The sequence below is a fragment of the Enterococcus sp. HMSC078F03 genome (genome assembly GCF_001811595.1).
GTDB classification, from domain to species: Bacteria; Bacillota; Bacilli; order Lactobacillales; family Enterococcaceae; genus Enterococcus; species Enterococcus faecalis.
The window spans coordinates 67113-91674 of the sequence record NZ_KV805578.1; the positions used below are offsets into that span (position 1 = coordinate 67113).

The following is a 24562-nucleotide window of genomic DNA, read 5'->3' on the forward strand; positions in this document are numbered from 1 at the left end:
AGATTTTTTATCTGTATTAATAGATAAAGGATGTGACTTATGAAGAAGTCGATTTTGTTCAAAAAGTTAGGGATTATTTTATTAATTAGCCAAACACTGGTAGGGGTACCAATGTTGGCACAAGAAAGTATACTAGAAACAACCGTTCAAACAGAGACGGAATCAGTAACAACAGAAACCAGTCAGACTGTAGCTAATTTGGAATCTGAAACTACTAGCCAAACGGTGATGCAGGAAAAAGAATCCTCTTCGGCAATCGCCGAAAGCAGTAGCGGAAATGTGGTGGCAGTAACTACTGAAACCACAAATGAGATACAAAATAGTGATACAGATAGAAAAGCTGTTTCTGCAGAGAATGTTTTTTCAGAAGCAGATTATAAACAAGCAACTGCACTGGAGTTAGCAACTTTAGTAAGAGAAAAAAAGGTAACGAGCGAAGAATTAGTAAAAATTGCGTTGGCCATCACTAAACGTGAAAATCCTACATTAAATGCGGTCATTACTTTACGAGAAGAAGCGGCTTTGACAGAAGCAAAAGCTTTACAAGATACAGGTCAACCATTTCTAGGTGTGCCGCTCTTACTAAAAGGGTTAGGACAATCCTTGAAAGGTGAAAGCAACACGAACGGTTTTGGTTTTCTCCAAGATCAAGTAGCTGGTGGGACATCGACCTTTGTCAAAGCACTACAAAATGCTGGATTCATAATCATTGGTCAAACGAATTATCCAGAATTAGGTTGGAAGAATATTTCAGATTCAAAGTTATATGGCGTTTCCGTCAATCCATGGAATCCTAACCATTATTCAGGTGGTTCTTCAGGCGGAGCGGGTGCTAGTGTCGCCGCGGCATTTGTTCCCATTGCTTCTGGAAGTGATGCTGGTGGTTCTATCCGCATCCCTGCTTCTTGGACAGGCACCGTAGGCTTGAAACCTTCTAGAGGAGTAATCATTGGTAATTCTAATAGTGCAAAAGGTCAAACTGTTCACTTTGGTCTAAGTCGAACCGTGGCGGATACAAATGCATTATTTGAAACCTTATTAACCAAAAAAGATCTTCCTGCGGGACATTTAAGTCAAGCGCAACCCATTGCTTATACAACAGAATCCCCTGCCGGAACGCCTGTAAGTGCCGAAGCAAAAGAGGCGGTCGCTGAAGCTGTTGCTTTTTTAAAAGACCAAGGGTACACATTGGTTGAAGTGAAGCACCCTGTTGATGGGGAACGTTTAATGAAAAATTATTATACTGTAGCTGCTGGCTCAGCAGGAATTGCCGATTTTATGGCGCGGCAGAAATTGAAAAGACCGCTTGAACGAAATGATGTAGAACTGTTAACATGGGCGCTTTTTCAAACAGGAAAAAATATAACGAGTGAAGAGACAACTGCGGCTTGGACAGATATTGCTTTACAAGCACAAGCGATGGACGAATTTTATCAACAGTATCCTATCTTATTAACACCAACGACAGCTGCCACCGCACCTAGTATTGATAATCCGTTACTAAAACCAGAACATGCAGCACAGATGGAAAAAATTGATCAATTGTCACCAGCAGAACAAAAACAATTGATTTATGACCAATGGCTGACGGCGTTCACATATACACCGTTTACACAACAAGCAAATTTATTTGGACATCCAGCATTAAGTGTGCCAACTTACGTTTCAAAAGAAGGACTGCCTTTGGGGATTCAATTTAATAGTGCATTAAATGAAGACCGAACATTGCTACAATTAGGCGCTTTATTTGAAAATAACCACAAGATAAATCAACCACATGTAGAAGAACCAGAAAAAGACAAAGAGCCAGATGCAAGTGGCGAACCAGATAAAGATAAAGAACCAAATGCAAGTGGCGAACCAGATAAAGGCAAAGAAACAAAAACAAGTGAAGGACCAATCGAAGGAAAAGATCAAAACCAAAACCAAAACCAAAACCAAAACCAAAACCCAGACAAAGCTGGAAAAACTACTAGTGAGTCATCCTTAGATAATTCGCTGAATTCATCAGTAAATCAGGGAACCAAATCAACAGAAAGTACGCATGCTTTTTCTAATAAAAGTATGATTGGGAAACAAGAACAGCTTCCCAAAAAAGTATTACCAAAAGCAGGTGCAGAAGTACCTAGTACTTTCTGGATTGTTTTAGGAGGAGCTTTCTTAGTAACGAGTGGAACGATTTATATAAGGAAAACTAGAAAACGATAACCAGTGAAGGCTAGAGACAATTTATCCCCAATTGTCTCCAGCCTTTTTTCTTTGGTATACTAAAAACAATAGGGAAATGGAGGCGAAAGTAATGAGGGCGTTTGAGAAGATTCCAGCGTTTCAGCAATGGCAAAAAGTTGAAGCTATTCACCGTGGTTGGTCAACTGATTTAAAGTTTAAAGTTACCAAAAATCAAGAAACCTTTTTATTGCGAATTTTTCAACAAGAAGAGTTATTAGCCAAACAACAAGAATATCAATTTATCAAAAAAGTAGCGGCGTTAGGATTTCCCAGTTCTAAACCTTTTTTATGTGCACCTATTCCTGAAAGTGAACAAGGATACATGTTATTAACGTATCTAGAAGGTGAAGACTTAAGCGATGTTTTACCCGCTATTTCTCCTAAAAGACAACTGAACTTAGGCGTAGAGGCAGGCCGCTATTTAAACAAAATCCATAAGCTTTTGTTGCCTGAAAGGATTAGTCAAAGAGAGATTGCGCGAAATTTATACGAAAAAAAGCAGAGCCAACTAAATAAGTATAAGGAATCTCAATTTTGTATGCCGTACCAGCAGCCAATAATTTCATATTTAGAAAAACAATTACCGTTATTGCAACAACGGCCTGTGGTTTATCAGCATGGAGATTTCCATGTAGGAAATTTTATTTACTTGCCAACTAGGCAGGCCGGTGTGATTGATTTTAATCGATGGGATTTTGGGGATCCTTATGAAGAATTTTACAAGTTACAATTTTTTTCAAGAAAGGTTTCGCCATTGTTTGCTTATGGTCAATTACAAGGTTATTTTGCTGGGAAAGTTCCTACCTTATTTTGGCAGTTTCAAAAGCTTTATACTTTTCACGCAGGACTCTATTCTTTAGTTTGGGCACTGAGCTTTGGTGAAAAAGAAATCAGGACTATGGAACAGCAATACCAACAATTACTAGAGGACTATAATTGTGGAGAATTACTAGTTCCCAAATGGTTTTCAACTATCCAAAGAAAGGGATTGAGATTTTAGGTTTATTTCGATAGAATAAAAATAAAAACAGGAGTTTAAGGAATGAAACTAAACGGGATTATTATGATAGCGGTTGTTGGAAGCGTTTTATCTGGCTGTGGTTGGCAAAAATCGAAAGAGGAATCACAGAAAGTGCGAACCGTACAAACAAACAATGTAAATACTGAAGAAACAAGAGCAATTTCAGCAACCGAAGTTAGTCAAACCACGGCGTTGGAATTAGAGCAAACAACGCAAACACAAGAATTAACTGAATTAGTTACAGAAGAAGGGACGATTTGGAATCAGCAAAAAGCAAAACAGTTAGGACAATACATGGAAACCTGGGGTCAAGAACGCAATCAGAACTATCAAGCGTACCAACCAGGTCACTCTGTAGCTTTTTACACGATTCAAGTGCCTGATGATTTATTGAGTTATGAACCTAAAATACAACCAGCTATTGGGAACAATCCCATTTGGTTAAATTGGTCAGAAACTGGCAACGAAGGGGGTTATTGTCTGGTGGCAGTATACTCTGACAGTGCGACACAAGTTGCCCAGAAGCATGTCTATTTATTTACTTTAGTGAATGGTGAAGCCAAAGTTTATGTGAGTAAAGAACAGCCAGTAGAAGAGCAACCTTATTTGTTTTTAAAAGAAACAAGTAATACAGAACTGAAAGAACAATTCACAAACCTTGTGAATAATCTTTAATTTTTTATTTAATCAAAAGGAAAAGAAAATTTATCATTGACAAAGTATCCGCTTTCATTTTATTCTGTAGCTACCCCTTGGGAAAGGGCAAAAGGAAGTTTTGAAAGGGATGGAAGAAAAAATGAAGGAAACAAGTTTAGTAATTATTAAGCCAGATGGCGTTGAACGAAAGTTAGTTGGCAAAATCATTCAACGTTTTGAAGATAAAGGTATTGACTTATTGCACCTTAAATTCGAACGACTAACAGTAGAAACAGTGAAGGAACACTATGAGCATTTAAAAGATGAACTATTTTTCCCTGAATTATTAGCCTATATGACAAGTGGCCCAGTGGTTGTGATGGTCGTTGTAGGGGACAATGTGGTTAAAAAAGTGCGTAAATTAGTTGGAGCAACGAATCCGTTAGATGCTGAAAGTGGCACCTTACGAGCGGATTATGGGTTGTCTGTCACCAAAAATTTAATCCATGCTTCTGATTCTGTTCAATCAGCAAAAATTGAGATGCAACGGTTCTTTGGTTAATCATCAAAAAAGAAGCAATCCTTTATTTTTTATAAAGGATTGTTTCTTTTTTATTAATTGTCAGAATATTCCGCTTAAATGGTTGACATCTGGAGGTAGAAGAGTAGTATAGACTACATACTAAATACTAAATGACTGCGTGTGCTTCAGGAGGATAAAATGATAACAAGTGATGAATTGACAGAAAACCTTAGTCCGTTTGAATTAAGTCTATTTTTAGAGAAGAAATTACATGAAGAAAATCATAATTTAGAAACATTGCTAAATGCAGGGCGAGGCAATCCTAATTGGACGGCGCCAACACCAAGGGAAGCCTTTTTTTTATTAGGTCAATTTGCTACAAAAGAAACCTTAAGAGAGGGGAGCGAACAAACGGCTGGTATGATTCAGCCAAGTTTTGGTAGAACGCAACGCTTCTTAAACTTTTTAGCAGAAAATCCTAGCAAAGGGGCAACCTTCTTACAAGAAATTTGGACAGCAGAGCATAACTATTTTGGGATGGATAAGGAAATGTGGTTAGATGCCATGTTAGACTATGTGATTGGGGATAATTATCCGAATCCTGTTCGTTGCTTGAAGGCGTGTGAACAACCGATTAAAGCATATTTAAATCAAGAATTATTTTCCAGTGAAGCACAACCGTTTGATATTTTTGCCGTTGAAGGTGGTACAGCAGGGATTTGTTACTTGTTTGATACGTTGGCAAATAATTATTTACTAGAAAAAGGTGATCGTATTGCGTTGTTATTACCAACGTTTGCTCCTTATCTAGAAATTCCAGAACTACCACGTTATGATTTTGACGTAGTTAAAATCAAAGCAGAGCAAATGATTATTGATGGAAAAACGACGTATCAATACTCAAACAAGGAAATTGATAAACTAAAAGACCCGTCCATCAAAGCGGTTTTTGTCGTAAATCCCAGCAATCCAACTGCTAATGCTATGGGAAAACCTACCATTGAACAAATCAAACAAATCGTTGCAGTGGATAACCCTAAGTTAATGATTTTAACAGATGACGTTTACGGAACCTTTGTGCCAGCTTTCCGTTCATTATTTACGGAGTTACCTTACAATACAGCTTGTATCTATTCTTATTCTAAATACTTTGGCGCTACCGGTTGGCGTGTGGGGACCATTGCGGTCAGCCAAGAGAACATCTTTGATCAATTATTAAAAGAATTGCCAGTGGCTCGAAAAATGGAATTACAGGCACGTTATGCTACATTGAATGCAGACACAAGCCAAATTAACTTTATCAGCCGCTTGGTCGCAGACAGCCGCGATATTGCGTTGAACCATGCAGCGGGACTTTCTTCTATTCAGCAAGCGATGATGGCTTTATTTAGTTTGTATGCTTTGTTAAAAGACGGTCAAGCATATAAAGACGAAGTGATGGATATTTGTCATACGCGTGAAAAGCTCTTGTTTCGCACCTTAGGCATTGAAGAGCCTTTAGCAAGTTTAAATACAGCATACTATTGTGAAATTAACTTTAGAGACTGGACAGAAAAACGTTATGGCCCAGAATTTTCAAGTTATTTAACGAAATCGTGGACGATCACAAAAGTATTAACCTCTTTAGCAGAAAAAGAAAAATTAATGCTTTTAAAAGCGGATGCTTTCGGGAGTGACAAATGGTCAGTTCGAATTTCTTTAGCCAATTTAGCTACTAACCAATATAGTGAAGTTGGTAAACGAATGATTCGCCTATCTGAACACATTAAAGAAGAGTGGTTGCGCCAAAAGCGCCAAGCAATTAAATAAAAAAACGCTAAGTCTCTTAAGCTGTAGGAGACTTAGCGTTTTTGTTTATTATTTATTCATTTTTCCGTCAGTTTTGGTTTATAAATGTTTGCTACACTGGAGATAAGAGGAAATTAAGCGTTTATAAAAAGGAGAAAAGTGAATGAAACATATTAAAGGAATGTTGGTTTTTATCGGATTATTTATTTTGGTTGGTTGTGCGCCAGATCAAGAGTCAACGAAACAAACAACAAGTGGACCGCAAGAGACAAAGCAAGTGAAGCAAGTTACCGTCACCAATCAAACGACTTCTGCGGTGGAAAAACAAGCGCCGACTAAAAATGACGAACTGATTGCTAATCAATTGACTTTTGATTCTCATGAATACACGTACGAAGTGGTTACAGGGGCCACACAAACGACATTTGGGACAACCCCACCAGCAAAATATACACCAGAAGAAAAAAAGGAAAAAATGTTTTGGTCCAATCAACCGCCTTTGGGATTAATGACGGGTAACTATTATAAAAATGAAGGTGTATTTACTGGCGGAAATTACGGCATTGTAGAGATTATTACGGAACCTGAAACGCAACGGATTCTGAATGTTGAGTTTACAGAGTTTGCTAGTGATCCTTATTACGATACACGCTATTCGGGTGTCAACAAACGCCTGTCGGATTATCCTGGATTTCAAGCAAGCAACACGCGTACAGACGATACGTTAGTCACCGTTGTTAATGGTATTACTTATGTAGAAAAACAAATGCGTGACGAAAATCGTGTCACAGGTAATTTTTATACGGTACGCGGTTCATCAACTTCTGCTCGTGAAGGTTTAATGCCTTTAGCAGCAGAGATGGACACTTGGCTAAAAGAGCCATCGAAAGAAACGTATATCGGTTACGCAGAAGATTTAGGTAATGGCCTAATCGGTCGACTTCAAGTGATAACAGAAGAGCAGAAAATAAAACATGTCAGCTATGATGAATACTTTTCAGATGAACAGGAAAAAATCACAGAAACAGCCCTGCGGCCTTTTTATCGTCAATCGAAATATTATTCACCAGGATATAATAAACAAACCAACAATTCTTTTATTCATTTTGTAGATGCACTAACAAAGGCCATTACGACACAACAAACTTTATCCGTTAACGAAGAACAAGAGCTACAGCATCCGTCTTTTACGACTTATCAAAGATTGGCTGAAAAAATCAGCACGTTTCAAAATTCATTGAAGGAATAAGAAAAACGAAAGTAGGGCATAAGTCGTTTCGACTTATGCCCTACTTTTGTAATCTTAAGATTATCAGCTAAACCAAAGTGAGTTCTTTTTAAAGAAATACTTTTATTTTAGCCTTTTATAGATCTAAATAATTTTCTAAGTAATCTGCTAAACCATCTTGATCATTTGTTTTTTCAGTGACATCGTTGGCTACGGATTTAATTTTATCCGTGGCATTGTTCATAGCAACACCCCAACCAGCATAACTTAACATTTCTTCGTCATTATGTTCATCGCCAAAAGCAATGATATCAGCTGGTTTGACAGATAAAAAGTTCGCCACTTGATCAACGCCATGGGCCTTTTGAATTCCTTTTGCGACCATTTCTAAAATAGGCATTGGACCGCCCCAAGTGCGGACATCAATATAATCACCATATTGTTTTGTCAATGTATCAGCAACTTTTTCAGCTTGGTTTGGCGTGGTCCGAACCATCATTGAGGTAGGATTGGTTCGTAAATTTTTAGCATTAAGTAAATTATCTAAGGTTGCTTTGGAAGCAAAAAATTTCGGATCGAACCCATCTAACGTATCGATATAAAATGTTTCTTTGTTTTCAGCAGCAACAAAATCTAATTGTAATTCTTTTTTCTGTGCCAAAATGTCAAAGACTAGGTCACGCTCAATATTGGCTTCGCTTTCCAAGTCCCATTTTTTCTCTGGAATGTGAACTAAAGCGCCGTTAAAGTTAACCATAGGGGTCGTTAGGCCAAGTTGTTGGTAAAATTGATGACTCATTCTATAGGGACGTCCAGTGGCAATACTGACGTAATGACCGTTGTCAATCGCTTTTTTTAGTGTTTGTTCGGTTTTTGGACTGATTAAAGACTGTGCATTTAATGTTGTGCCGTCTAAATCAATAGCAATTAATTTTTTCAAGTAAAAATTCCTCCTAAATGCCTTTTACTCAGTCTAGCATAAAACCGAAGATTATCAAGGGGAGAAGCATGTTCATTTATAAGGTTTAAAAAAAAGCTTAAGAAGTATGCTACACTAAAATAAACCGTTTGAAAAAGGAGCGCAGAGCATCTTGAAAAATTCTAGAAATTATTTACGAGTGATCACCTTAATCTATTGTATCTATATGTGGTTATTTGCTACGCATTTTCATTTTATGGCGTTGAACGTGTTGTTAGCCTACATTCCAATTGAACTTAGTTATCTTTTAAACGCAGAAAAACGTAAAAGGGATTGGTTGATAGGTTTTGCTTGGTTAATTTTTTATCCTAATGCGCCGTACCTATTTACGGATTTTTTTCATTTAGAAACGCTATCTATTTATCGAGGCTTTAATACGATTTTTGCAAACCAAATTGGTGATTGGTGGGCGTTTGTTTGCTTAACTAGCGGGATTGTTATATATGGACTTTTAGGGATGAAAACAGTAACAACTGTTAGCCAGAAATTGCAAAGTTATTGCGGCTATAGAACAATTATAGGCTTTCAAGCCAGCCTTCATTTCTTGTCTGCTTTGGCGATTTATGTTGGACGTTTTGATCGATTACACAGTGTCTATCTTTTTATGAATCCAATTGAAACAGTGAAAATTATCTTTTTTGACTGGTCCCTTCAAAAATTAATGTTTATTTTATTAATGATGTTTCTACAGATGCTGTTGTTTGGGCTAATCCAATTATTAGGAAAAGAAGAAGCAATGTAAAGCTTTTTCTTTTTTTATATCCGCAAAATACGAACATTATATAGATAAATATATATAATAGTTAATATTTTGTTGTAAAAAGATAGCGATTCTCTTATAATCAAAGAGTAATTATTCGAAAACATGGATTTTAAGGGAGAGAAGTGCAATTATGAATACGTTTTTCAAATTAAAGGAAAACAAGACAACGGTATCAACTGAAATAATGGCGGGGGTTACGACCTTTTTTGCAATGAGTTATATTTTATTTGTTAATCCGTCCATTCTTTCAGAAACAGGGATGCCTTTTCAGGCTGTTTTTTTAGCGACCATTATTGCTTCAATCATCGGTACATTAATTATGGGGCTGTTTGCTAATGTACCTTACGCTCAAGCACCGGGAATGGGACTCAATGCTTTCTTCACGTTTACGGTCGTTTTTGGGATGGGGTATACTTGGCAACAAGCATTAGCAATGGTTTTTATTTGTGGTTTGATTAATATTTTGATTACAGTGACAAAAATTCGCAAAATGATTATTAAAGCAATTCCAGAGAGTTTACAACATGCTATTGGTGGTGGGATTGGAATTTTTGTCGCTTATGTAGGGTTGAAAAATGCTGGCTTACTAAGTTTCACAGTACAAGCAGAACCTCAAAATGGTGTTGTGAATGGTTCGAGTATCGTGCCCGCTTTAGGAAATTTTGATAATCCAGCTATTATTTTGGCGGTAATTGGGTTAGTTTTAACAACGATTTTAGTTGTCACCAATGTTCGTGGGGCTATTTTAATTGGCATTGTGGTTACTACGTTAGTCGCAATTCCAATGGGGGTGGTAGACACTGCTTCGGTTGATTGGCATGCTAATTCGTTGGGCAATTCATTTAAAGAATTAGGTACAACTTTTGGCGCTGCTTTTGGTGCTGAGGGCTTACAGTCATTGTTTAGCGATTCTTCAAAAATTCCTCAAGTTTTAATGACCATTATTGCCTTCAGTTTATCAGATACGTTTGATACAATTGGAACATTTATTGGTACGGGACGTCGAACAGGAATTTTCTCTAAAGAAGATGAATTAGCTTTAGAAGATAGTAAGGGTTTTAGCACTAAAATGGACAAAGCTCTATTTGCAGATGCTATTGCAACATCTATCGGTGCGATTTTTGGTACATCGAATACGACAACTTATGTAGAAAGTGCAGCAGGAATCGGTGCGGGTGGTCGAACAGGTTTAACATCGGTAGTGGTAGCAATTCTATTTGCCCTAAGTAGTCTTTTTTCACCACTTATTGCTATTGTGCCGGCACAAGCTACGGCTCCAGCGTTAATTTTAGTGGGAATTATGATGTTAGCTTCTTTCAAAGACATCAATTGGACGGATTTAGAAGATGCGATTCCAGCATTTTTTGCTTCAATTTTCATGGGATTATGTTATAGCATCTCTTATGGGATTGCTGCTGGGTTCATCTTTTATGCAGTGGTGAAAGTAGTCAAAGGGAAAGCCAAAGAAGTTTCACCAATTATTTGGGTCATTGATGCGTTGTTTATCTTAAACTTTGTAATCTTAGCTATTTTATAGTAAACAGAAGTGAGGCTGAGATAACAGCGGTTAGCTTCGAAGGTGTTGCATTTATTCAGCTATTTATCTTAAGCCCAAGTGTTAAGAAGTCTGGCAGATTGGTCGTTTTGACCGGTCTGTCAGACTTTTTTTTAAAAGAATTTTCTTTTGAGAGATTCACTCTTTTAGAGTATAGTGGTAGGTGAAGAGGTGATAAGGTGGATAAAAGTATGAAAATAAAATGGAAGCAGAATTTATTAGTCGCATGGATTGGTTGCTTTTTTACAGGGGCGAGTATTAGCTTAGTTATGCCGTTTATTCCAGTATATGTTGAACAATTAGGGACGCCTAAGAGTCAAGTAGAGTTGTTTTCTGGATTGGCAATTTCTGTCACGGCATTTGCTGCTGCGATTGTTGCGCCGATTTGGGGAAATTTAGCTGATCGAAAAGGTCGGAAAATTATGATGATTCGGGCTGCAGCAGGAATGACGATCACAATGGGGGCGTTAGCGTTTGTCCCTAATGTATACTGGCTGCTGATTATGCGTTTTATGAACGGGATTTTATCCGGCTATATTCCTAACGCAACAGCGATGATTGCGTCGCAGGCGCCAAAAGAGAAAAATGGCTGGGCTCTAGGAACATTATCAACAGGTGCAATTGCTGGGACGTTAATTGCGCCATCGATTGGCGGTGCGTTGGCACAGTGGTTTGGAATGGAAAATGTCTTTATTATTACCGGCGTTATTTTATTCATTACAACGTTGTTGACTATCTTTTTAGTTAAAGAAGATTTTCAACCAGTTGAGAAAAAGGATTTATTAACGACGAAAGAAATTTTTAGTAAGATGGATCATGTTTCAGTATTGATTGGTTTGTTTGTGACTACGTTAATTTTACAATTAGGAATTACAAGTATCAGCCCAATCTTAACGCTATATATTCGATCTTTAAGTGGCGATACAGAGAATGTATTATTTGTTAGTGGTTTGATTGTTTCGATTGCCGGCGTTTCAGCAATTATTTCTTCTCCAACTTTGGGAAAAATTGGGGACCGCATTGGGAACCAAAAAGTTTTATTAGGCGGATTAATTCTTTCTTTTATTTGTTACATTCCCATGGCGTTTGTGCAAACACCTTTTCAGTTAGGCGTTTTACGATTCCTTTTAGGTTTTTCAACAGGCGCATTAATGCCATCAATTAATACGTTAATTAGTAAAATAACGCCAACGGAGGGCGTAAGTAGAGTTTATAGTTACAATCAGATGTGTAGTAATTTCGGTCAAGTTTTAGGACCGATGGTAGGGTCAACAGTTGCCCATGGTTTTGGCTATTCTTCTGTTTTTCTGGTAACCGCTTGTTTCGTTTTAGGAAACATTGGGTTGTCCTTCTTTAATTTCCGAAAAGTTTTAAATAAAAAGCTCTAAACAGTTGAAAAGATAAAAAAACCAGTTACAATAACTTTAGTAACTGGTTTTTTCTTATTTAACAGGTTTGGTTTCTTTCGGTACTGCAAAGTGTGCAATTAATAAAATAATAACGGCTGTTGCCAACGATAGAATCGTTGTCATTTTAAAGTCGTATGAACCACCAGATAATGCACCGCCGATATATCCAACGACTTGGCCTAATGCGAAGGTCCAGAAAAATACAACAAGATAACGCATATGAGCACCTCTTTTCTAGCTCTTAGTTTAGCATATTTTCTTTAAAAGTAAAGAATCCGCGATAGGAAAATAAGAGAAGAGGCAAAAAATAGCAAGGATTCAAAAAGGAGCTGTCCAATGTCATTTCCACAATTACATACCGTTACTTCCTATTCGCTTTTATCTAGTACGGTTAGGATTCGTTCCTATGTAAAACAAGCGAAAGCGTTAGGTTATCAAACATTAGCGATTACCGATATCAATGTCTTGCATGGGGCGGTTGAATTTTATGAAGCATGCCAAGAAGCGGGAATTCAACCAATTATCGGTTTAAGATTAGAATATACCCCAGCAGAAAAAGAAGGGCATTCCGAATTGCTTTTATTTGCTAAAAATTTAAAAGGGTATCAGCAATTAATGCAACTATCTAGCAGCAAAATGACGACAGAGGGTCCCTTTTACTTAGCAGAACATCAATCCTTATTAAGTGATTTATTTGCCGTGACTTTGTCAGCTAAAGGAGAAGTCGCCCAAACATTTTTTGAAGATGAACAACAAGCGGTTCACGCTTTCCAACAACTTGCTTCATATTTTGATCCCCAGTCGTTATTTGTTGAACATTCTTTTTCAATGAATCAACAACGCAATCCAGCGCTCTTTTCTTTTTACCAAAGAGAACAATTACCTGGCGTGGCTTTGCAAGAGGTACGTCATTTAACAAGGGAAGAAGGCTTTGCCGTAACTGTTCTTGAGAGCATCAAAGAAAATAATCAATTGAATATTACAAGCCAAACACCGGAAATAGAAGGTCTGAATTACTTGCGTGAAGCAGAGACGACGATGGAACAAATGCTTCAAATAGCTGGTGCAGAAGTGGTCCAGAATACGATTCAGCTAGCTGAAAATTGCCGAGTTGACATTCCTTTACATCAAAAATTATTACCGCATTTTCCTGTGCCTGATAATCAAACGGCTGGTTCTTATTTACGCACATTGTGTTTAGAAAAATTACCAGAAAGAGTGCCTCATCTAAATGAAGTTTACCAAAAACGATTAGAAAAAGAGTTAACCATCATTCACAATATGGGCTTTGATGATTACTTTTTAATCGTTTGGGATGTGATGGACTTCTGTCATAACAATCAAATTGTTACAGGCGCTGGCCGAGGTTCAGCTGCGGGCTCTTTAGTGTCCTATGTGTTATCAATTACAGATGTAGATCCAATCAAATATGATTTGCTTTTTGAACGTTTTTTGAATCCGGAACGCTACACGATGCCCGATATTGATTTAGATATTCCTGATAATCGGCGGGAGGAAGTTTTAGCTTATGTCAGTCAAAAATATGGTCATTATCACATGGCGCAAATTGCCACGTTTGGTACGATGGCTGCGAAAATGGTTTTACGGGACGTTGCACGTGTTTTCGGGTTGTCCCAGAGTGAAGCGAATCGTTGGTCGGCAGCTGTCCCAAACAAGCTGAAAATTACGTTAGAAGAAGCATACCAAGAGTCAAAACGGATGCAAGAATTGGTCAATTTTTCGCCAAATAATCAATTGCTCTATAAAACAGCTGTTCAGCTAGAAGGATTGCCTCGCCATGTTTCTACGCACGCAGCAGGTGTGGTAATTAGTGATGAAAATCTTTTGAATTTGGTTCCGTTACAACTAGGATCGAATGAAATTTTATTGACCCAATTTACTATGAATGATGTTGAAAAAATTGGTCTTCTGAAAATGGATTTCTTGGGCTTAAGAAATTTATCTATCATTGATGATACCCTCACAGCTATTAAACGCGTCTATAATCAAACCATTCATTTAAATCAGATTCCATTAGATGACGAAACAACGCTGGCTTTATTTAGAAAAGGGGAAACAAGTGGTGTTTTCCAGTTTGAATCTGCTGGAATTCGGAATGTATTAAGAAAATTAGGACCAACTAGCATTGAAGATATTGCTGCTGTCAATGCCTTGTATCGTCCTGGTCCGATGCAAAATATTGATGTTTTCATCCGCCGGAAAAAAGGCTTGGAACAAATTAGTTATCCAGAGCCTAGTCTCGCCCCCATTTTAGAAAATACGTACGGAATTATTGTTTACCAAGAGCAGATTATGCAAGTTGCTGCGAAAATGGCAGGCTTCTCTTTAGGGCAAGCTGACATTTTACGTCGGGCCATTAGTAAAAAGAAAAAAGATGTGCTAGATGAAGAACGGAATCATTTTGTTAATGGTGCGTTACAACAAGGCTATCCCCAAGAAACAGCTAACCAAGTGTACGATTATATTGAGCGCTTTGCTAATTATGGCTTTAACCGCTCGCATGCATTTGCCTATTCCTTTATTGGTTTTCAAATGGCTTACTTGAAGGTTCATTATCCGAGTGCTTTTTATGTCGCATTGTTGCATTCTGTTCGTCATAATCCAACAAAAATTAAAGAATATATTGGCGAAGCTAGAAAAAACAAGCAGACGATTTTGCAGCCGTCAATTAACCAAAGTCACTACAGCTTTTACCTAAATCAGCAACAGCAAATTTTATTTGGTTTTAGTTCTTTAAAAGGAATCCGCCGAGACTTCATTCAAAATATTTTAAATGAACGCCGAGAAAATGGACCGTACAAAACGTTCGATGAGTTTCTTTTGCGAATTGATCGTAAGTGGTTGAAAGTTGAAAATATCGAACCATTGATTGCCATCGGTGCATTTGACGAAATTGCACCCAATCGCCGTCAATTAGCGGTAGGTTTAGAGAGTAATATCCAAAGTATTCTTCTCAGCGGTGGTAGTATGGATTTGTTAGAAACGTTGAAGCCCAAGGAAGAAGAAATTGCCGATTATCCGCTAGAAGAGCGACTAGAACAAGAAGAACAATATTTAGGGGTCTATTTATCAGGACATCCGACAGAAGAGTTCAAAAAAACACGCTTAGCCAAGCAAACGCAACTTGTTCATGAACTTGTTGAAAATCAGTCCACGAAATTATTGATTTATGTCAAAAACATTCGGACGATTCGGACCAAAAAGGGAGAACAAATGGCCTTTGTTGATGGGGATGATACAACAGGAAGTATTTCACTAACATTGTTCCCAACTGTTTTTCGCCAGTTAAGACAGAGTGTCGAGAAAGGGCAAGTTTATTATGTGGAAGGAAAAGTGGAACGCAGTACGTACAATCAAGAATTGCAAATATTGGTTCAACGAATAGAAAAAGCCCAACAAGTAGAAACATCAATTAGTGACGAAACGTGTTTTATCAGAATTACAAAAGATGTCGAACAAACGGACGTTTTTCAGAAAATGAAAGAGGTACTCAGTCGTCATGCTGGACACATTCCAGTGATTGTCTATTTTGAAAAAACAGGAAAGAAAATAGTATTAAATGAAGAAAATTGGGTCGCTCATACAAGCGCTAGTCAGCAACAATTAGCTTACGTTTTAGGTGAGCAAAACGTCATTTTCAAATGATTTACGGTAAAAAATACTAGTTGTTTTCAACTTTTTTCATTTTTTTCTTCTTAACTCAAGACATTTTGGTTCTTTAATGGTAAAATGAATGACGTAATATTTTTGTATATCAATTTTTGCGAAAAGGTTTCTTTTGGCAGTTGAAAGTATATTATATGAGGTGAAATAGCGAATGAAACGCATTGGTATTTTAACCAGCGGGGGAGATGCCCCTGGAATGAACGCTGCAATTCGTGCAGTCGTACGCAAAAGTATTTTTGATGGAATCGAAGTTTACGGTATTAACTATGGATTTGCCGGTTTAGTCGCAGGCGACATCCGTCGTTTAGATGTTGCTGACGTTGGCGATAAGATTCAACGTGGTGGAACATTCTTGTACTCTGCTCGTTATCCTGAATTTGCTACTGAAGAAGGGCAATTAAAAGGAATCGAACAATTGAAAAAATTCGGTATTGAAGGCTTAGTTGTTATTGGTGGAGACGGTTCTTATCATGGCGCAATGGCTTTGACAAAACGTGGTTTCCCCGCTGTTGGAATTCCTGGAACAATTGATAATGATATTCCTGGAACAGATTTCACAATCGGTTTTGATACAGCGATTAACACTGTTTTGGAATCAATTGACCGAATTCGTGATACAGCAACTTCTCATGTTCGTACATTCGTTATCGAAGTAATGGGACGTAACGCTGGTGATATCGCATTGTGGTCAGGCGTGGCAGGCGGAGCAGATGAAATCATTATTCCTGAACATGATTTTGATATGAAAAATGTTGCCAAACGTATTCAAGAAGGCCGCGACCGCGGGAAAAAACATTGCTTAATCATTTTAGCAGAAGGCGTAATGGGCGGAAATGAATTTGCTGATAAACTTTCTGAATACGGTGATTTCCATACGCGTGTATCAATTTTAGGACACGTGGTTCGTGGGGGCTCGCCAAGTGCTCGTGACCGTGTATTAGCAAGTAAATTTGGGTCATATGCTGTTGAACTTCTAAAAGAAGGCAAAGGCGGTTTATGTATCGGTATGTTAGATAACCAAGTAGTTGCAGCTGATATTATTGACACGTTAGAAAACAATAAACACAAACCAGATTTATCTCTTTATGAGTTAAATCATGAAATTTCTTTTTAATCTTGTATATTAGCTAATCTTATTAGCTTTGTATAAACAAATTTGGAATAGGAGCGTTTTAGTAATGAAAAAAACGAAAATCGTATGTACGATTGGACCAGCTAGTGAATCCGTTGATATGCTAGTAAACTTAATTAATGCAGGTATGAATGTTTGCCGTTTGAACTTTTCACATGGTGACTACGAAGAGCATGGTGCTCGTATTAAAAACATTCGTGAAGCTGTAAAAATTACAGGGAAACGCGTAGCGATCTTACTAGATACAAAAGGTCCTGAAATCCGCACAAATGACATGGAAAATGGCGCAATCACAATGAAAATTGGTGATTCAGTACGTATTTCTATGACAGAAGTTTTAGGAACAAATGAAAAATTCTCAATCACTTATCCAGAATTAATCAATGATGTAAACGTAGGTTCACACATTCTTTTAGATGATGGTTTAATCGATTTAGAAGTAACTGATATCGACCGTGATGCAAACGAAATCGTAACAGTTGTTAAAAACGAAGGCGTCTTGAAAAACAAAAAAGGCGTTAACGTACCAGGCGTTTCTGTAAACTTACCAGGGATCACTGAAAAAGATGCTAACGATATCCGTTTCGGAATTGGTCAAGGAATTGACTTTATCGCAGCTAGCTTCGTTCGTCGTGCTTCTGACGTTTTAGAAATCACTAAAATTTTAGAAGAAGAAAACGCAACACACATCCAAATCATTCCTAAAATCGAAAACCAAGAAGGTATCGATAATATCGATGAAATCTTAAAAGTTTCTGATGGTTTAATGGTTGCTCGTGGTGACATGGGTGTTGAAATTCCAACAGAAGATGTTCCAGTTGTCCAAAAAGCTTTAATTAAAAAATGTAATGCTTTAGGTAAACCAGTTATCACTGCAACACAAATGTTAGATTCAATGCAACGTAACCCACGTCCAACACGTGCGGAAGCAAATGACGTAGCAAATGCAATCTACGATGGAACAGATGCAGTAATGTTATCAGGCGAAACTGCAGCAGGGGATTACCCATTAGAAGCTGTTCAAACAATGGCTCGTATTGCAGTTCGTACAGAAGAAACATTAGTTAACCAAGATTCATTCGCATTGAAATTATATAGCAAAACAGATATGACTGAAGCAATCGGACAATCTGTTGGCCATACAGCACGTAATTTGGGTATCCAAACAATCGTTGCGGCAACAGAATCAGGCCATACAGCACGTATGATCTCTAAATACCGTCCAAAAGCACATATCGTTGCAATTACGTTCTCAGAACAAAAAGCACGTAGCTTATCATTATCATGGGGTGTTTACGCAACAGTTGCTGACAAACCATCAAGCACAGATGAAATGTTTAACTTAGCTTCAAAAGTATCACAAGAAGAAGGTTATGCTTCAGAAGGTGATTTAATCATTATCACTGCTGGTGTTCCAGTTGGCGAAAAAGGCACAACAAACTTAATGAAAATTCAAATGATCGGTTCTAAATTAGTTCAAGGTCAAGGTGTCGGCGAAGAAGCAATTATTGCAAAAGCCGTTGTTGCAGGAACTGCTGAAGAAGCAGTTGCTAAAGCGACTGAAGGAGCTATTTTAGTTACAAAAACAACAGATAAAGAATACATGCCTGCAATTGAAAAAGCATCAGCATTAGTTGTTGAAGAAGGTGGTTTAACTTCTCATGCAGCTGTTGTAGCGATTGCACAAAATATTCCAGTTATCGTAGGTGCTGCAGATGCAACATCATTAATTAATAATGACGAAGTGATTACTGTTGATCCTCGTCGTGGTATTGTTTACCGCGGAGCAACAACAGCTATCTAAGTCTAATTAATTCAATCATTTGATTTTAAGCAATATGTACTCGGACGCAAAGCTGGGACAAACCGATTCGTCAGTTTGTCTCAGCTTTTTTTACAAGGAAGACAGTAGTACGAAATGTTCAGAAAACACGTATTCAGTAAATAAAGAGTTGGGCGCAAATAGTAAAGTTATGTCTGAGTTTTAAATTATTTATGTTATTTCACACAAAAATTTTGTTATTTAATTAAATAAGCGCTAAGTTATCTTCAACAGAAAAACAATTATAAAAAAAACGAAAGAAAAACAGGAAATAAGAAAGGGCTGTCAAGAAAATTTCATTGACAAAGCTTTCATACCCCTGTATAATAGCTTTTGTTGCTTAGGAGTGATAATTATGAAGTGGTCTTTGTTAGAATTAAATAAATACAAAGAAGAGCCGCTAGTGTTTTCAGAAACATTGCATCTTAAAGAAGAGCTTCTTCAACGAGATGATACCTTGTTGGATGTAAGTCCAATCAAAGTAGAAGGCTTATTAGCAGTCAATAAATCAGAATATTTACTTCATTACACTATTCAGGTAACTGTAACCGTTCCTTCATCCCGTTCTTTAGAACCTGTGGCTTTGCCAATGCAAATCACGGTCGATGAAGTCTTTATGACAAAAGAACAAATGGATACAAGAGATGAACGATTTGCAGCTGAAGAGATTATTTTATTGGACAAGCCAACAATTGATTTAGATGAATCTGTCGAAGACAACATTCTATTGTCCATTCCAATTCAAGTGCTTACAGAAGAAGAACAAAACAGTCAAGAAATGCCAAGTGGCAATGACTGGGAAGTGATTTCAGAAGAAGCATATTTGGAAAGTAAGCAGAAAGCAGCAGAACAAACAGTGGATCCTCGTCTGGCTAAACTATCAGAATTACTCAGCGATAATGCTGAAAAGGAAGATAACAGCTAGGTTGGAATATATTGTGTATGTAAATACACGCATCTTTACAAGGAGGTGGAACAACAATGGCAGTACCAGCTAGAAGAACTTCTAAAGCGAAAAAAGCAAAACGTCGCACACACTACAAATTAACAATCAAAGGCTTAAATGCATGCTCAAACTGTGGTGAAATGAAAAAAAGCCATCACGTATGTCCAGCATGTGGTCACTACGATGGAAAAGACGTAATGTCTAAAGAAGCATAAGCATAAAAACATTTTTTGAAATGTTGAATCCCCTAGGCTAACCATGGAGCCTAGGGGATTTGTATTTTTTTAAGAAAATATGAAGAAATTGGAAATTTATTGGCACTATATTGTTTTCATATGAAAGATAGTGCGTTATAATAGTGAGGATTATAAGAGAATGCTCATAGAATTTTCGTTGATTATAATATAGGAGGTCATAAAATGACAAAACAACAATTTGGCGTAGTCGGCATGGCTGTCATGGGAAAAAATCTTGCTTTAAACATTGAAAGCAGAGGCTATACAGTTGCGCTGTATAACCGTACAGGATCAAAAACAACAGAAGTGGTTGAAGAACATCCTGACAAAAACTTTCAAGCAACATACTCAATTGAGGAATTTGTGAATGCAATTGAAAAACCTCGTCGAATTATGTTGATGGTTAAAGCTGGACCTGCAACAGATGCGACAATCCAAGAATTGTTACCACACCTTGATAAAGGCGACATCTTAATTGATGGCGGTAATACGTTCTTCAAAGACACAATGCGACGTAATGAAGAACTAGCAAACTCAGGAATTAACTTTATTGGTACTGGCGTTTCTGGCGGAGAAGAAGGAGCCTTGAAAGGACCATCTATCATGCCTGGCGGACAAAAAGAAGCGTATGAGTTAGTTGCGCCAATTCTTGAAAAAATTTCAGCTAAAGCAGAAGACGGTGAACCATGTGTGACTTACATTGGCCCAAATGGTGCTGGACATTATGTAAAAATGGTTCATAATGGGATTGAATATGGGGACATGCAATTAATTGCTGAATCCTACGATTTAATGAAACAAATCTTAGGTTTATCTGTTGATGAAATGGCAGAGATTTTCAAAGAATGGAACGAAGGCGAATTAGACAGTTACCTTATTGAGATCACGGCTGACATTTTGACACGTAAAGATGATGAAGGAACCGACCAACCAATCGTTGATGTTATTCTTGATGCAGCAGGCAACAAAGGAACAGGTAAATGGACAAGCCAAAGTGCGTTAGATCTTGGCGTACCATTACCATTAATTACAGAATCAGTATTTGCACGTTTTATTTCAGCTTACAAAGAAGAACGCGTAAAAGCAAGTGGCATTTTATCAAAACCTGCAGCCTTTGACTTTGCAGGCGATAAAAAAGAATTGATTGAAAAAATTCGCGAAGCATTATACTTTAGTAAATTAATGAGTTATGCGCAAGGTTTTGCACAACTCCGTGCAGCTTCTGAAGAATACGGATGGGATTTACCATTTGGTGAAATTGCAAAAATCTGGCGAGCAGGTTGCATTATCCGTGCACAATTCTTACAAAAAATTACCGATGCATATGAAAAAAATCCAGCACTTGAAAACTTGTTGTTAGATGAATACTTCGTAGAAATTACGAAAAAATATCAACAAGCCGTTCGTGAAGTTGTTGCGATTGCTGTTCAAGCAGGTGTTCCTGTACCAACATTCTCATCTGCAATTGCTTATTACGATTCTTATCGTTCAGATCGCTTACCAGCGAATTTAATTCAAGCACAACGTGATTACTTCGGTGCTCATACGTACGAACGCACAGACAAAGAAGGAATCTACCATTATAGCTGGTACAACGAAGAATAAACACGCTGGAGACCATGAGTGTGGCTCACCATGCTCATGGTTTTACTGTGGCTTAAAAAAGAACCAGACAGATTGAGTAGTAATTCTCTAATAAGTAGTAAGGAATAAAAAGGTTGAGCTTGAGTATAGCTTTTAAAGAGAAAGGACAATTAATCAAATGAGCAACATTTTAATTATTGAAGATGAAAAGAACTTAGCGAGATTCGTTGAGCTTGAATTAAAACATGAGGGGTATACGACAGAAGTACACTACAATGGTCGTACAGGATTGGAAGCCGCTCTTAACAACGAATGGGATGCTATCCTTCTTGATTTGATGTTACCAGAATTGAATGGATTAGAAGTATGTCGCCGTGTTCGCCAAGTGAAAAATACACCAATTATTATGATGACTGCGCGTGATTCAGTAATTGACCGTGTTTCTGGTTTAGACCATGGAGCGGATGATTATATTGTTAAACCATTTGCAATTGAAGAATTGTTAGCTCGTTTACGTGCGTTACTTCGTCGTATTGATATTGAGGGCGATAAAAATGTTGCAAAACAAACAACGATTACATATCGTGACTTAACAATTGAAAAAGAAAATCGTGTCGTTCGTCGTAATTCTGAAATGATTGAATTAACAAAACGCGAATACGAATTACTATTAACGCTAATGGAAAACGTGAACGTTGTCTTGGCACGTGATGTGTTACTAAATAAAGTTTGGGGCTATGAAACAGAAGTAGAAACAAACGTTGTGGATGTATATATCCGCTACTTGCGAAATAAAATTGACGTACCTGGAGAAGAAAGCTACATCCAAACTGTCCGTGGAACTGGCTACGTTATGCGTTCGTGAGAACTAATTAATGAAAAGAACGATTAAAAAAGAACTGGAAGGCCCATCTTTAACTATAAAGTGGGCTTTCGCAAGTTCTTTCTTTATATTTGTAGTTTTTACCATTTTTGCGGTGATTACCTATAAGTCTTCTGTCAGTCTTATTGTTGCCAAAGAAAAGGAAAATGTCGAAGCAACGATTGCAGAAGTAACAAATCGATTAGCTAATGCCAATGAAAATTTAACGGTAACAGACGTTTTTGACTATTTAAAAACGCCGAGTGAAAGAGATGAAAACTACTATAATAAGCATACAGCAGTAGAAGGTTCGTTTATGGAAATGGACAGTTTCATATCTGAACTAGGACAACCAGAACTTTATTTATCTGTGTATGACACAAACCAAAAGCTAGTTTTTAAAACGCAAAATGAATATGATAAGTTATTACAATTGGATCGACAATTACCTGTTGTTCGAACCGTTTTTGATAAAACCGGTTTTTATTCCGTGGAACCTATTTTTTCAAAAGAAACACGAGAAAAGATTGGCTATATTCAAGCGTTTTATGAACTTTCTTCTTTTTATGAAATTCGTAATCATTTATTATTAACACTTGTAGTTTTAGAAGTGATTTCTCTGATTGTAAGTAGTGTCTTAGGCTTTATCCTCTCTTCTTATTTCTTAAAACCATTAAAAGTATTGAGAGACACGATGGATACAATCCGCAAAGACCCGCAATCAGATGTCCACATGCCGGAGATTAATACGAGAGATGAGTTAGCAGATATCTCGGAAATCTTTAATGAAATGTTAGATCGTATGAGACGCTACATCGAACAACAAGAGCAGTTTGTTGAAGATGTTTCCCATGAATTAAGAACGCCCGTTGCGATTATGGAAGGCCATTTAAACCTTTTAAATCGTTGGGGGAAAGACGATCCTGAAATTTTAGATGAATCATTAAAGGCCAGTTTACAAGAAATTAGTCGTATGAAGAGTTTGGTCCAAGAAATGCTTGACCTTTCACGCGCTGAACAAGTGGACACCCAATATGCAAATGAACGAACAGATGCTAAACAAGTAGTCTACCAAGTATTTAATAACTTCCAATTGGTTTATCCTGAGTTTCATATCACATTAGATGACGATTTACCAACCGAAGTTGAACTGAAAATCTATCGTAATCACTTTGAACAATTGCTAATTATTCTATTAGATAATGCGATTAAATATTCAACAGATCGAAAAGAAGTGCATATTTCCATTTCTCGAACGATGAATGAATTTGAAATAGCTGTGCAAGATTTTGGTGAAGGAATCACTGAAGAAGACTTGGAGAAAATATTTGATCGATTCTACCGAGTAGATAAAGCCCGTGCAAGAAATAAAGGTGGTAATGGCTTAGGACTATCGATTGCAAAACAATTAGTCGAAAACTATAAAGGACGTATTGATGCAGAAAGCGTATTGCATCAAGGAACGATCTTTAGAATTTTTATTCCAATCGCTGGAATAAAAGAAGAGGAGGTCGGGACAGAACCGTTTAGCTCCGAGAAATAAGAAGAAATTTCCGAAAATTGCTCTTTAATTTTTGGAGAATTTCGGCTTATTTCCGAAGGAGTTGCTTCTGTTCCCGCCGTTTATCAGTTTTTGAGCGTGGAGCAAAAATCCAAAGTGATTTTTGCTCCACGCTTTTTTTTTACGAATGAATAACGAACATTTCAGTAAGAGGAAAGGAATTATAAGATAAAGAAACGAATGTTTTCTTTGCAGAAAATATTCATCGTTCGAAATTGAAAAAAATGTTATTTTTCTGCAAAATAATAGTTGCGTTTTAGAAAAATCCTTGGTATATTAATATCTGTTCTGACAAACAGTTTGTTAAGAAAAAAGTTTTAAAAAGTTGAAAATTTTTCTTGACGAAAAGATAAATAACATGTTAGAATAACAAAGTCGTTAAAGAGATTGCTTTTAAATCAATCATTTGATCAAAAAAACTTGTTATAAAATAACAAAAAAGTTTTAAAAAGTTGTTGACAAACAACTGAGATAATGATAAGATATAGAAGTTGTCACAACAGACGACAACGACCAAGCAAAACAACTTGAAAAAACTTTTTAAAAAAAGTTCTTGACATTCAAACAAAAGTTTGTTATGATATAAAAGTTGCTGCGAGGT

19 protein-coding genes are annotated in these 24562 nt (G+C 37.1%); 17 read left to right on the forward strand and 2 right to left on the reverse strand.

The annotated features are described in order from the left end of the window. The first annotated feature begins 39 nt into the window (after window positions 1-39). The 6 genes from HMPREF2810_RS10275 (at window position 40) to HMPREF2810_RS10300 (ending at window position 7446) form a co-directional block, all read left to right on the forward strand. The gene (locus tag HMPREF2810_RS10275; protein WP_002416185.1) at window positions 40-2208 is read left to right on the forward strand and encodes an amidase family protein; all 2169 of its coding nucleotides are present in this window, start codon (window positions 40-42) and stop codon (window positions 2206-2208) included. A gap of 76 nt (window positions 2209-2284) precedes the next feature. Next, window positions 2285-3229 (forward strand): aminoglycoside phosphotransferase family protein, encoded by a 945-nt coding sequence (locus tag HMPREF2810_RS10280; protein WP_002383433.1) that lies wholly within the window; start codon window positions 2285-2287, stop codon window positions 3227-3229. Between the two features lie 42 nt (window positions 3230-3271). Then, a complete protein-coding gene (locus HMPREF2810_RS10285; protein ID WP_002383434.1) occupies window positions 3272-3925 on the forward strand; it encodes a DUF4767 domain-containing protein in 654 nt (217 codons plus the stop codon). 109 nt (window positions 3926-4034) lie between these two features. Continuing rightward, window positions 4035-4448 (forward strand): nucleoside-diphosphate kinase, encoded by a 414-nt coding sequence (gene ndk, locus HMPREF2810_RS10290; protein ID WP_002383435.1) that lies wholly within the window; start codon window positions 4035-4037, stop codon window positions 4446-4448. A 159-nt stretch (window positions 4449-4607) separates the two neighbouring features. Then, a complete protein-coding gene (gene aspD, locus HMPREF2810_RS10295; protein WP_002355939.1) occupies window positions 4608-6218 on the forward strand; it encodes an aspartate 4-decarboxylase in 1611 nt (536 codons plus the stop codon). 142 nt (window positions 6219-6360) lie between these two features. Beyond that, complete coding sequence (locus tag HMPREF2810_RS10300) at window positions 6361-7446, forward strand: hypothetical protein (protein ID WP_002383438.1); 1086 nt, start codon at window positions 6361-6363, stop codon at window positions 7444-7446. Window positions 7447-7561: 115 nt separating this feature from the next. Here HMPREF2810_RS10300 and HMPREF2810_RS10305 read toward each other — a convergent pair whose 3' ends face one another. After that, on the reverse strand, window positions 7562-8365 hold the full coding sequence (locus HMPREF2810_RS10305) for a Cof-type HAD-IIB family hydrolase (RefSeq protein ID WP_002383439.1): 804 nt from the start codon (window positions 8363-8365) through the stop codon (window positions 7562-7564). Window positions 8366-8570: 205 nt separating this feature from the next. Here HMPREF2810_RS10305 and HMPREF2810_RS10310 point away from each other — a divergent pair, with 205 nt between their 5' ends. From HMPREF2810_RS10310 to HMPREF2810_RS10320, 3 genes are all read left to right on the forward strand, one after another. Next, window positions 8571-9146, forward strand: a complete 576-nt coding sequence (locus HMPREF2810_RS10310) for a DUF1361 domain-containing protein (RefSeq protein ID WP_002383440.1) — start codon at window positions 8571-8573, stop codon at window positions 9144-9146. Between the two features lie 151 nt (window positions 9147-9297). After that, complete coding sequence (locus tag HMPREF2810_RS10315) at window positions 9298-10704, forward strand: NCS2 family permease (protein WP_002355943.1); 1407 nt, start codon at window positions 9298-9300, stop codon at window positions 10702-10704. A gap of 209 nt (window positions 10705-10913) precedes the next feature. After that, on the forward strand, window positions 10914-12110 hold the full coding sequence (locus HMPREF2810_RS10320; protein ID WP_002381323.1) for a multidrug efflux MFS transporter: 1197 nt from the start codon (window positions 10914-10916) through the stop codon (window positions 12108-12110). Between the two features lie 54 nt (window positions 12111-12164). Here the strand turns inward: HMPREF2810_RS10320 and HMPREF2810_RS10325 are convergent, their stop codons facing one another. Then, window positions 12165-12350, reverse strand: coding sequence for a YjzD family protein (locus tag HMPREF2810_RS10325; RefSeq protein ID WP_002355945.1), 186 nt, complete (start codon window positions 12348-12350; stop codon window positions 12165-12167). Window positions 12351-12467: 117 nt separating this feature from the next. Here HMPREF2810_RS10325 and dnaE point away from each other — a divergent pair, with 117 nt between their 5' ends. The 8 genes from dnaE to HMPREF2810_RS10365 all read left to right on the forward strand — a co-directional run bounded on the left by dnaE (window position 12468) and on the right by HMPREF2810_RS10365 (window position 23943). Then, on the forward strand, window positions 12468-15797 hold the full coding sequence (dnaE, locus tag HMPREF2810_RS10330) for a DNA polymerase III subunit alpha (RefSeq protein ID WP_002383441.1): 3330 nt from the start codon (window positions 12468-12470) through the stop codon (window positions 15795-15797). A gap of 172 nt (window positions 15798-15969) precedes the next feature. Next, complete coding sequence (pfkA, locus tag HMPREF2810_RS10335; RefSeq protein ID WP_002355947.1) at window positions 15970-16932, forward strand: 6-phosphofructokinase; 963 nt, start codon at window positions 15970-15972, stop codon at window positions 16930-16932. A 64-nt stretch (window positions 16933-16996) separates the two neighbouring features. Beyond that, on the forward strand, window positions 16997-18754 hold the full coding sequence (gene pyk / locus HMPREF2810_RS10340; protein ID WP_002355949.1) for a pyruvate kinase: 1758 nt from the start codon (window positions 16997-16999) through the stop codon (window positions 18752-18754). Window positions 18755-19127: 373 nt separating this feature from the next. Further along, window positions 19128-19697 (forward strand): YceD family protein, encoded by a 570-nt coding sequence (locus HMPREF2810_RS10345; RefSeq protein WP_002383443.1) that lies wholly within the window; start codon window positions 19128-19130, stop codon window positions 19695-19697. Between the two features lie 56 nt (window positions 19698-19753). Beyond that, on the forward strand, window positions 19754-19933 hold the full coding sequence (rpmF, locus tag HMPREF2810_RS10350; protein ID WP_002355952.1) for a 50S ribosomal protein L32: 180 nt from the start codon (window positions 19754-19756) through the stop codon (window positions 19931-19933). A gap of 204 nt (window positions 19934-20137) precedes the next feature. Continuing rightward, window positions 20138-21559 carry an NADP-dependent phosphogluconate dehydrogenase gene (gene gndA / locus HMPREF2810_RS10355; protein WP_002383445.1) on the forward strand — a complete coding sequence of 474 codons (1422 nt, stop codon included), beginning with the start codon at window positions 20138-20140 and terminating at the stop codon, window positions 21557-21559. Window positions 21560-21716: 157 nt separating this feature from the next. Continuing rightward, window positions 21717-22403 (forward strand): response regulator transcription factor, encoded by a 687-nt coding sequence (locus HMPREF2810_RS10360; RefSeq protein ID WP_002355954.1) that lies wholly within the window; start codon window positions 21717-21719, stop codon window positions 22401-22403. A 10-nt stretch (window positions 22404-22413) separates the two neighbouring features. Further along, window positions 22414-23943 (forward strand): HAMP domain-containing sensor histidine kinase, encoded by a 1530-nt coding sequence (locus HMPREF2810_RS10365; RefSeq protein WP_002416339.1) that lies wholly within the window; start codon window positions 22414-22416, stop codon window positions 23941-23943. Window positions 23944-24562: the final 619 nt, after the last annotated feature.

Coding starts and splice junctions, on each gene's coding strand:
- HMPREF2810_RS10275 (WP_002416185.1), top strand. CDS start 40: ATGAAGAAGTCGATTTTGTTCAAAAAGTTAGGGATTATTTTATTAATT.
- HMPREF2810_RS10280 (WP_002383433.1), top strand. CDS start 2,285: ATGGAGGCGAAAGTAATGAGGGCGTTTGAGAAGATTCCAGCGTTTCAG.
- HMPREF2810_RS10285 (WP_002383434.1), top strand. CDS start 3,272: ATGAAACTAAACGGGATTATTATGATAGCGGTTGTTGGAAGCGTTTTA.
- ndk (WP_002383435.1), top strand. CDS start 4,035: ATGGAAGAAAAAATGAAGGAAACAAGTTTAGTAATTATTAAGCCAGAT.
- aspD (WP_002355939.1), top strand. CDS start 4,608: ATGATAACAAGTGATGAATTGACAGAAAACCTTAGTCCGTTTGAATTA.
- HMPREF2810_RS10300 (WP_002383438.1), top strand. CDS start 6,361: ATGAAACATATTAAAGGAATGTTGGTTTTTATCGGATTATTTATTTTG.
- HMPREF2810_RS10310 (WP_002383440.1), top strand. CDS start 8,571: ATGTGGTTATTTGCTACGCATTTTCATTTTATGGCGTTGAACGTGTTG.
- HMPREF2810_RS10315 (WP_002355943.1), top strand. CDS start 9,298: ATGAATACGTTTTTCAAATTAAAGGAAAACAAGACAACGGTATCAACT.
- HMPREF2810_RS10320 (WP_002381323.1), top strand. CDS start 10,914: ATGAAAATAAAATGGAAGCAGAATTTATTAGTCGCATGGATTGGTTGC.
- HMPREF2810_RS10325 (WP_002355945.1), bottom strand. CDS start 12,350: ATGCGTTATCTTGTTGTATTTTTCTGGACCTTCGCATTAGGCCAAGTC.
- dnaE (WP_002383441.1), top strand. CDS start 12,468: ATGTCATTTCCACAATTACATACCGTTACTTCCTATTCGCTTTTATCT.
- pfkA (WP_002355947.1), top strand. CDS start 15,970: ATGAAACGCATTGGTATTTTAACCAGCGGGGGAGATGCCCCTGGAATG.
- pyk (WP_002355949.1), top strand. CDS start 16,997: ATGAAAAAAACGAAAATCGTATGTACGATTGGACCAGCTAGTGAATCC.
- HMPREF2810_RS10345 (WP_002383443.1), top strand. CDS start 19,128: ATGAAGTGGTCTTTGTTAGAATTAAATAAATACAAAGAAGAGCCGCTA.
- rpmF (WP_002355952.1), top strand. CDS start 19,754: ATGGCAGTACCAGCTAGAAGAACTTCTAAAGCGAAAAAAGCAAAACGT.
- gndA (WP_002383445.1), top strand. CDS start 20,138: ATGACAAAACAACAATTTGGCGTAGTCGGCATGGCTGTCATGGGAAAA.
- HMPREF2810_RS10360 (WP_002355954.1), top strand. CDS start 21,717: ATGAGCAACATTTTAATTATTGAAGATGAAAAGAACTTAGCGAGATTC.
- HMPREF2810_RS10365 (WP_002416339.1), top strand. CDS start 22,414: ATGAAAAGAACGATTAAAAAAGAACTGGAAGGCCCATCTTTAACTATA.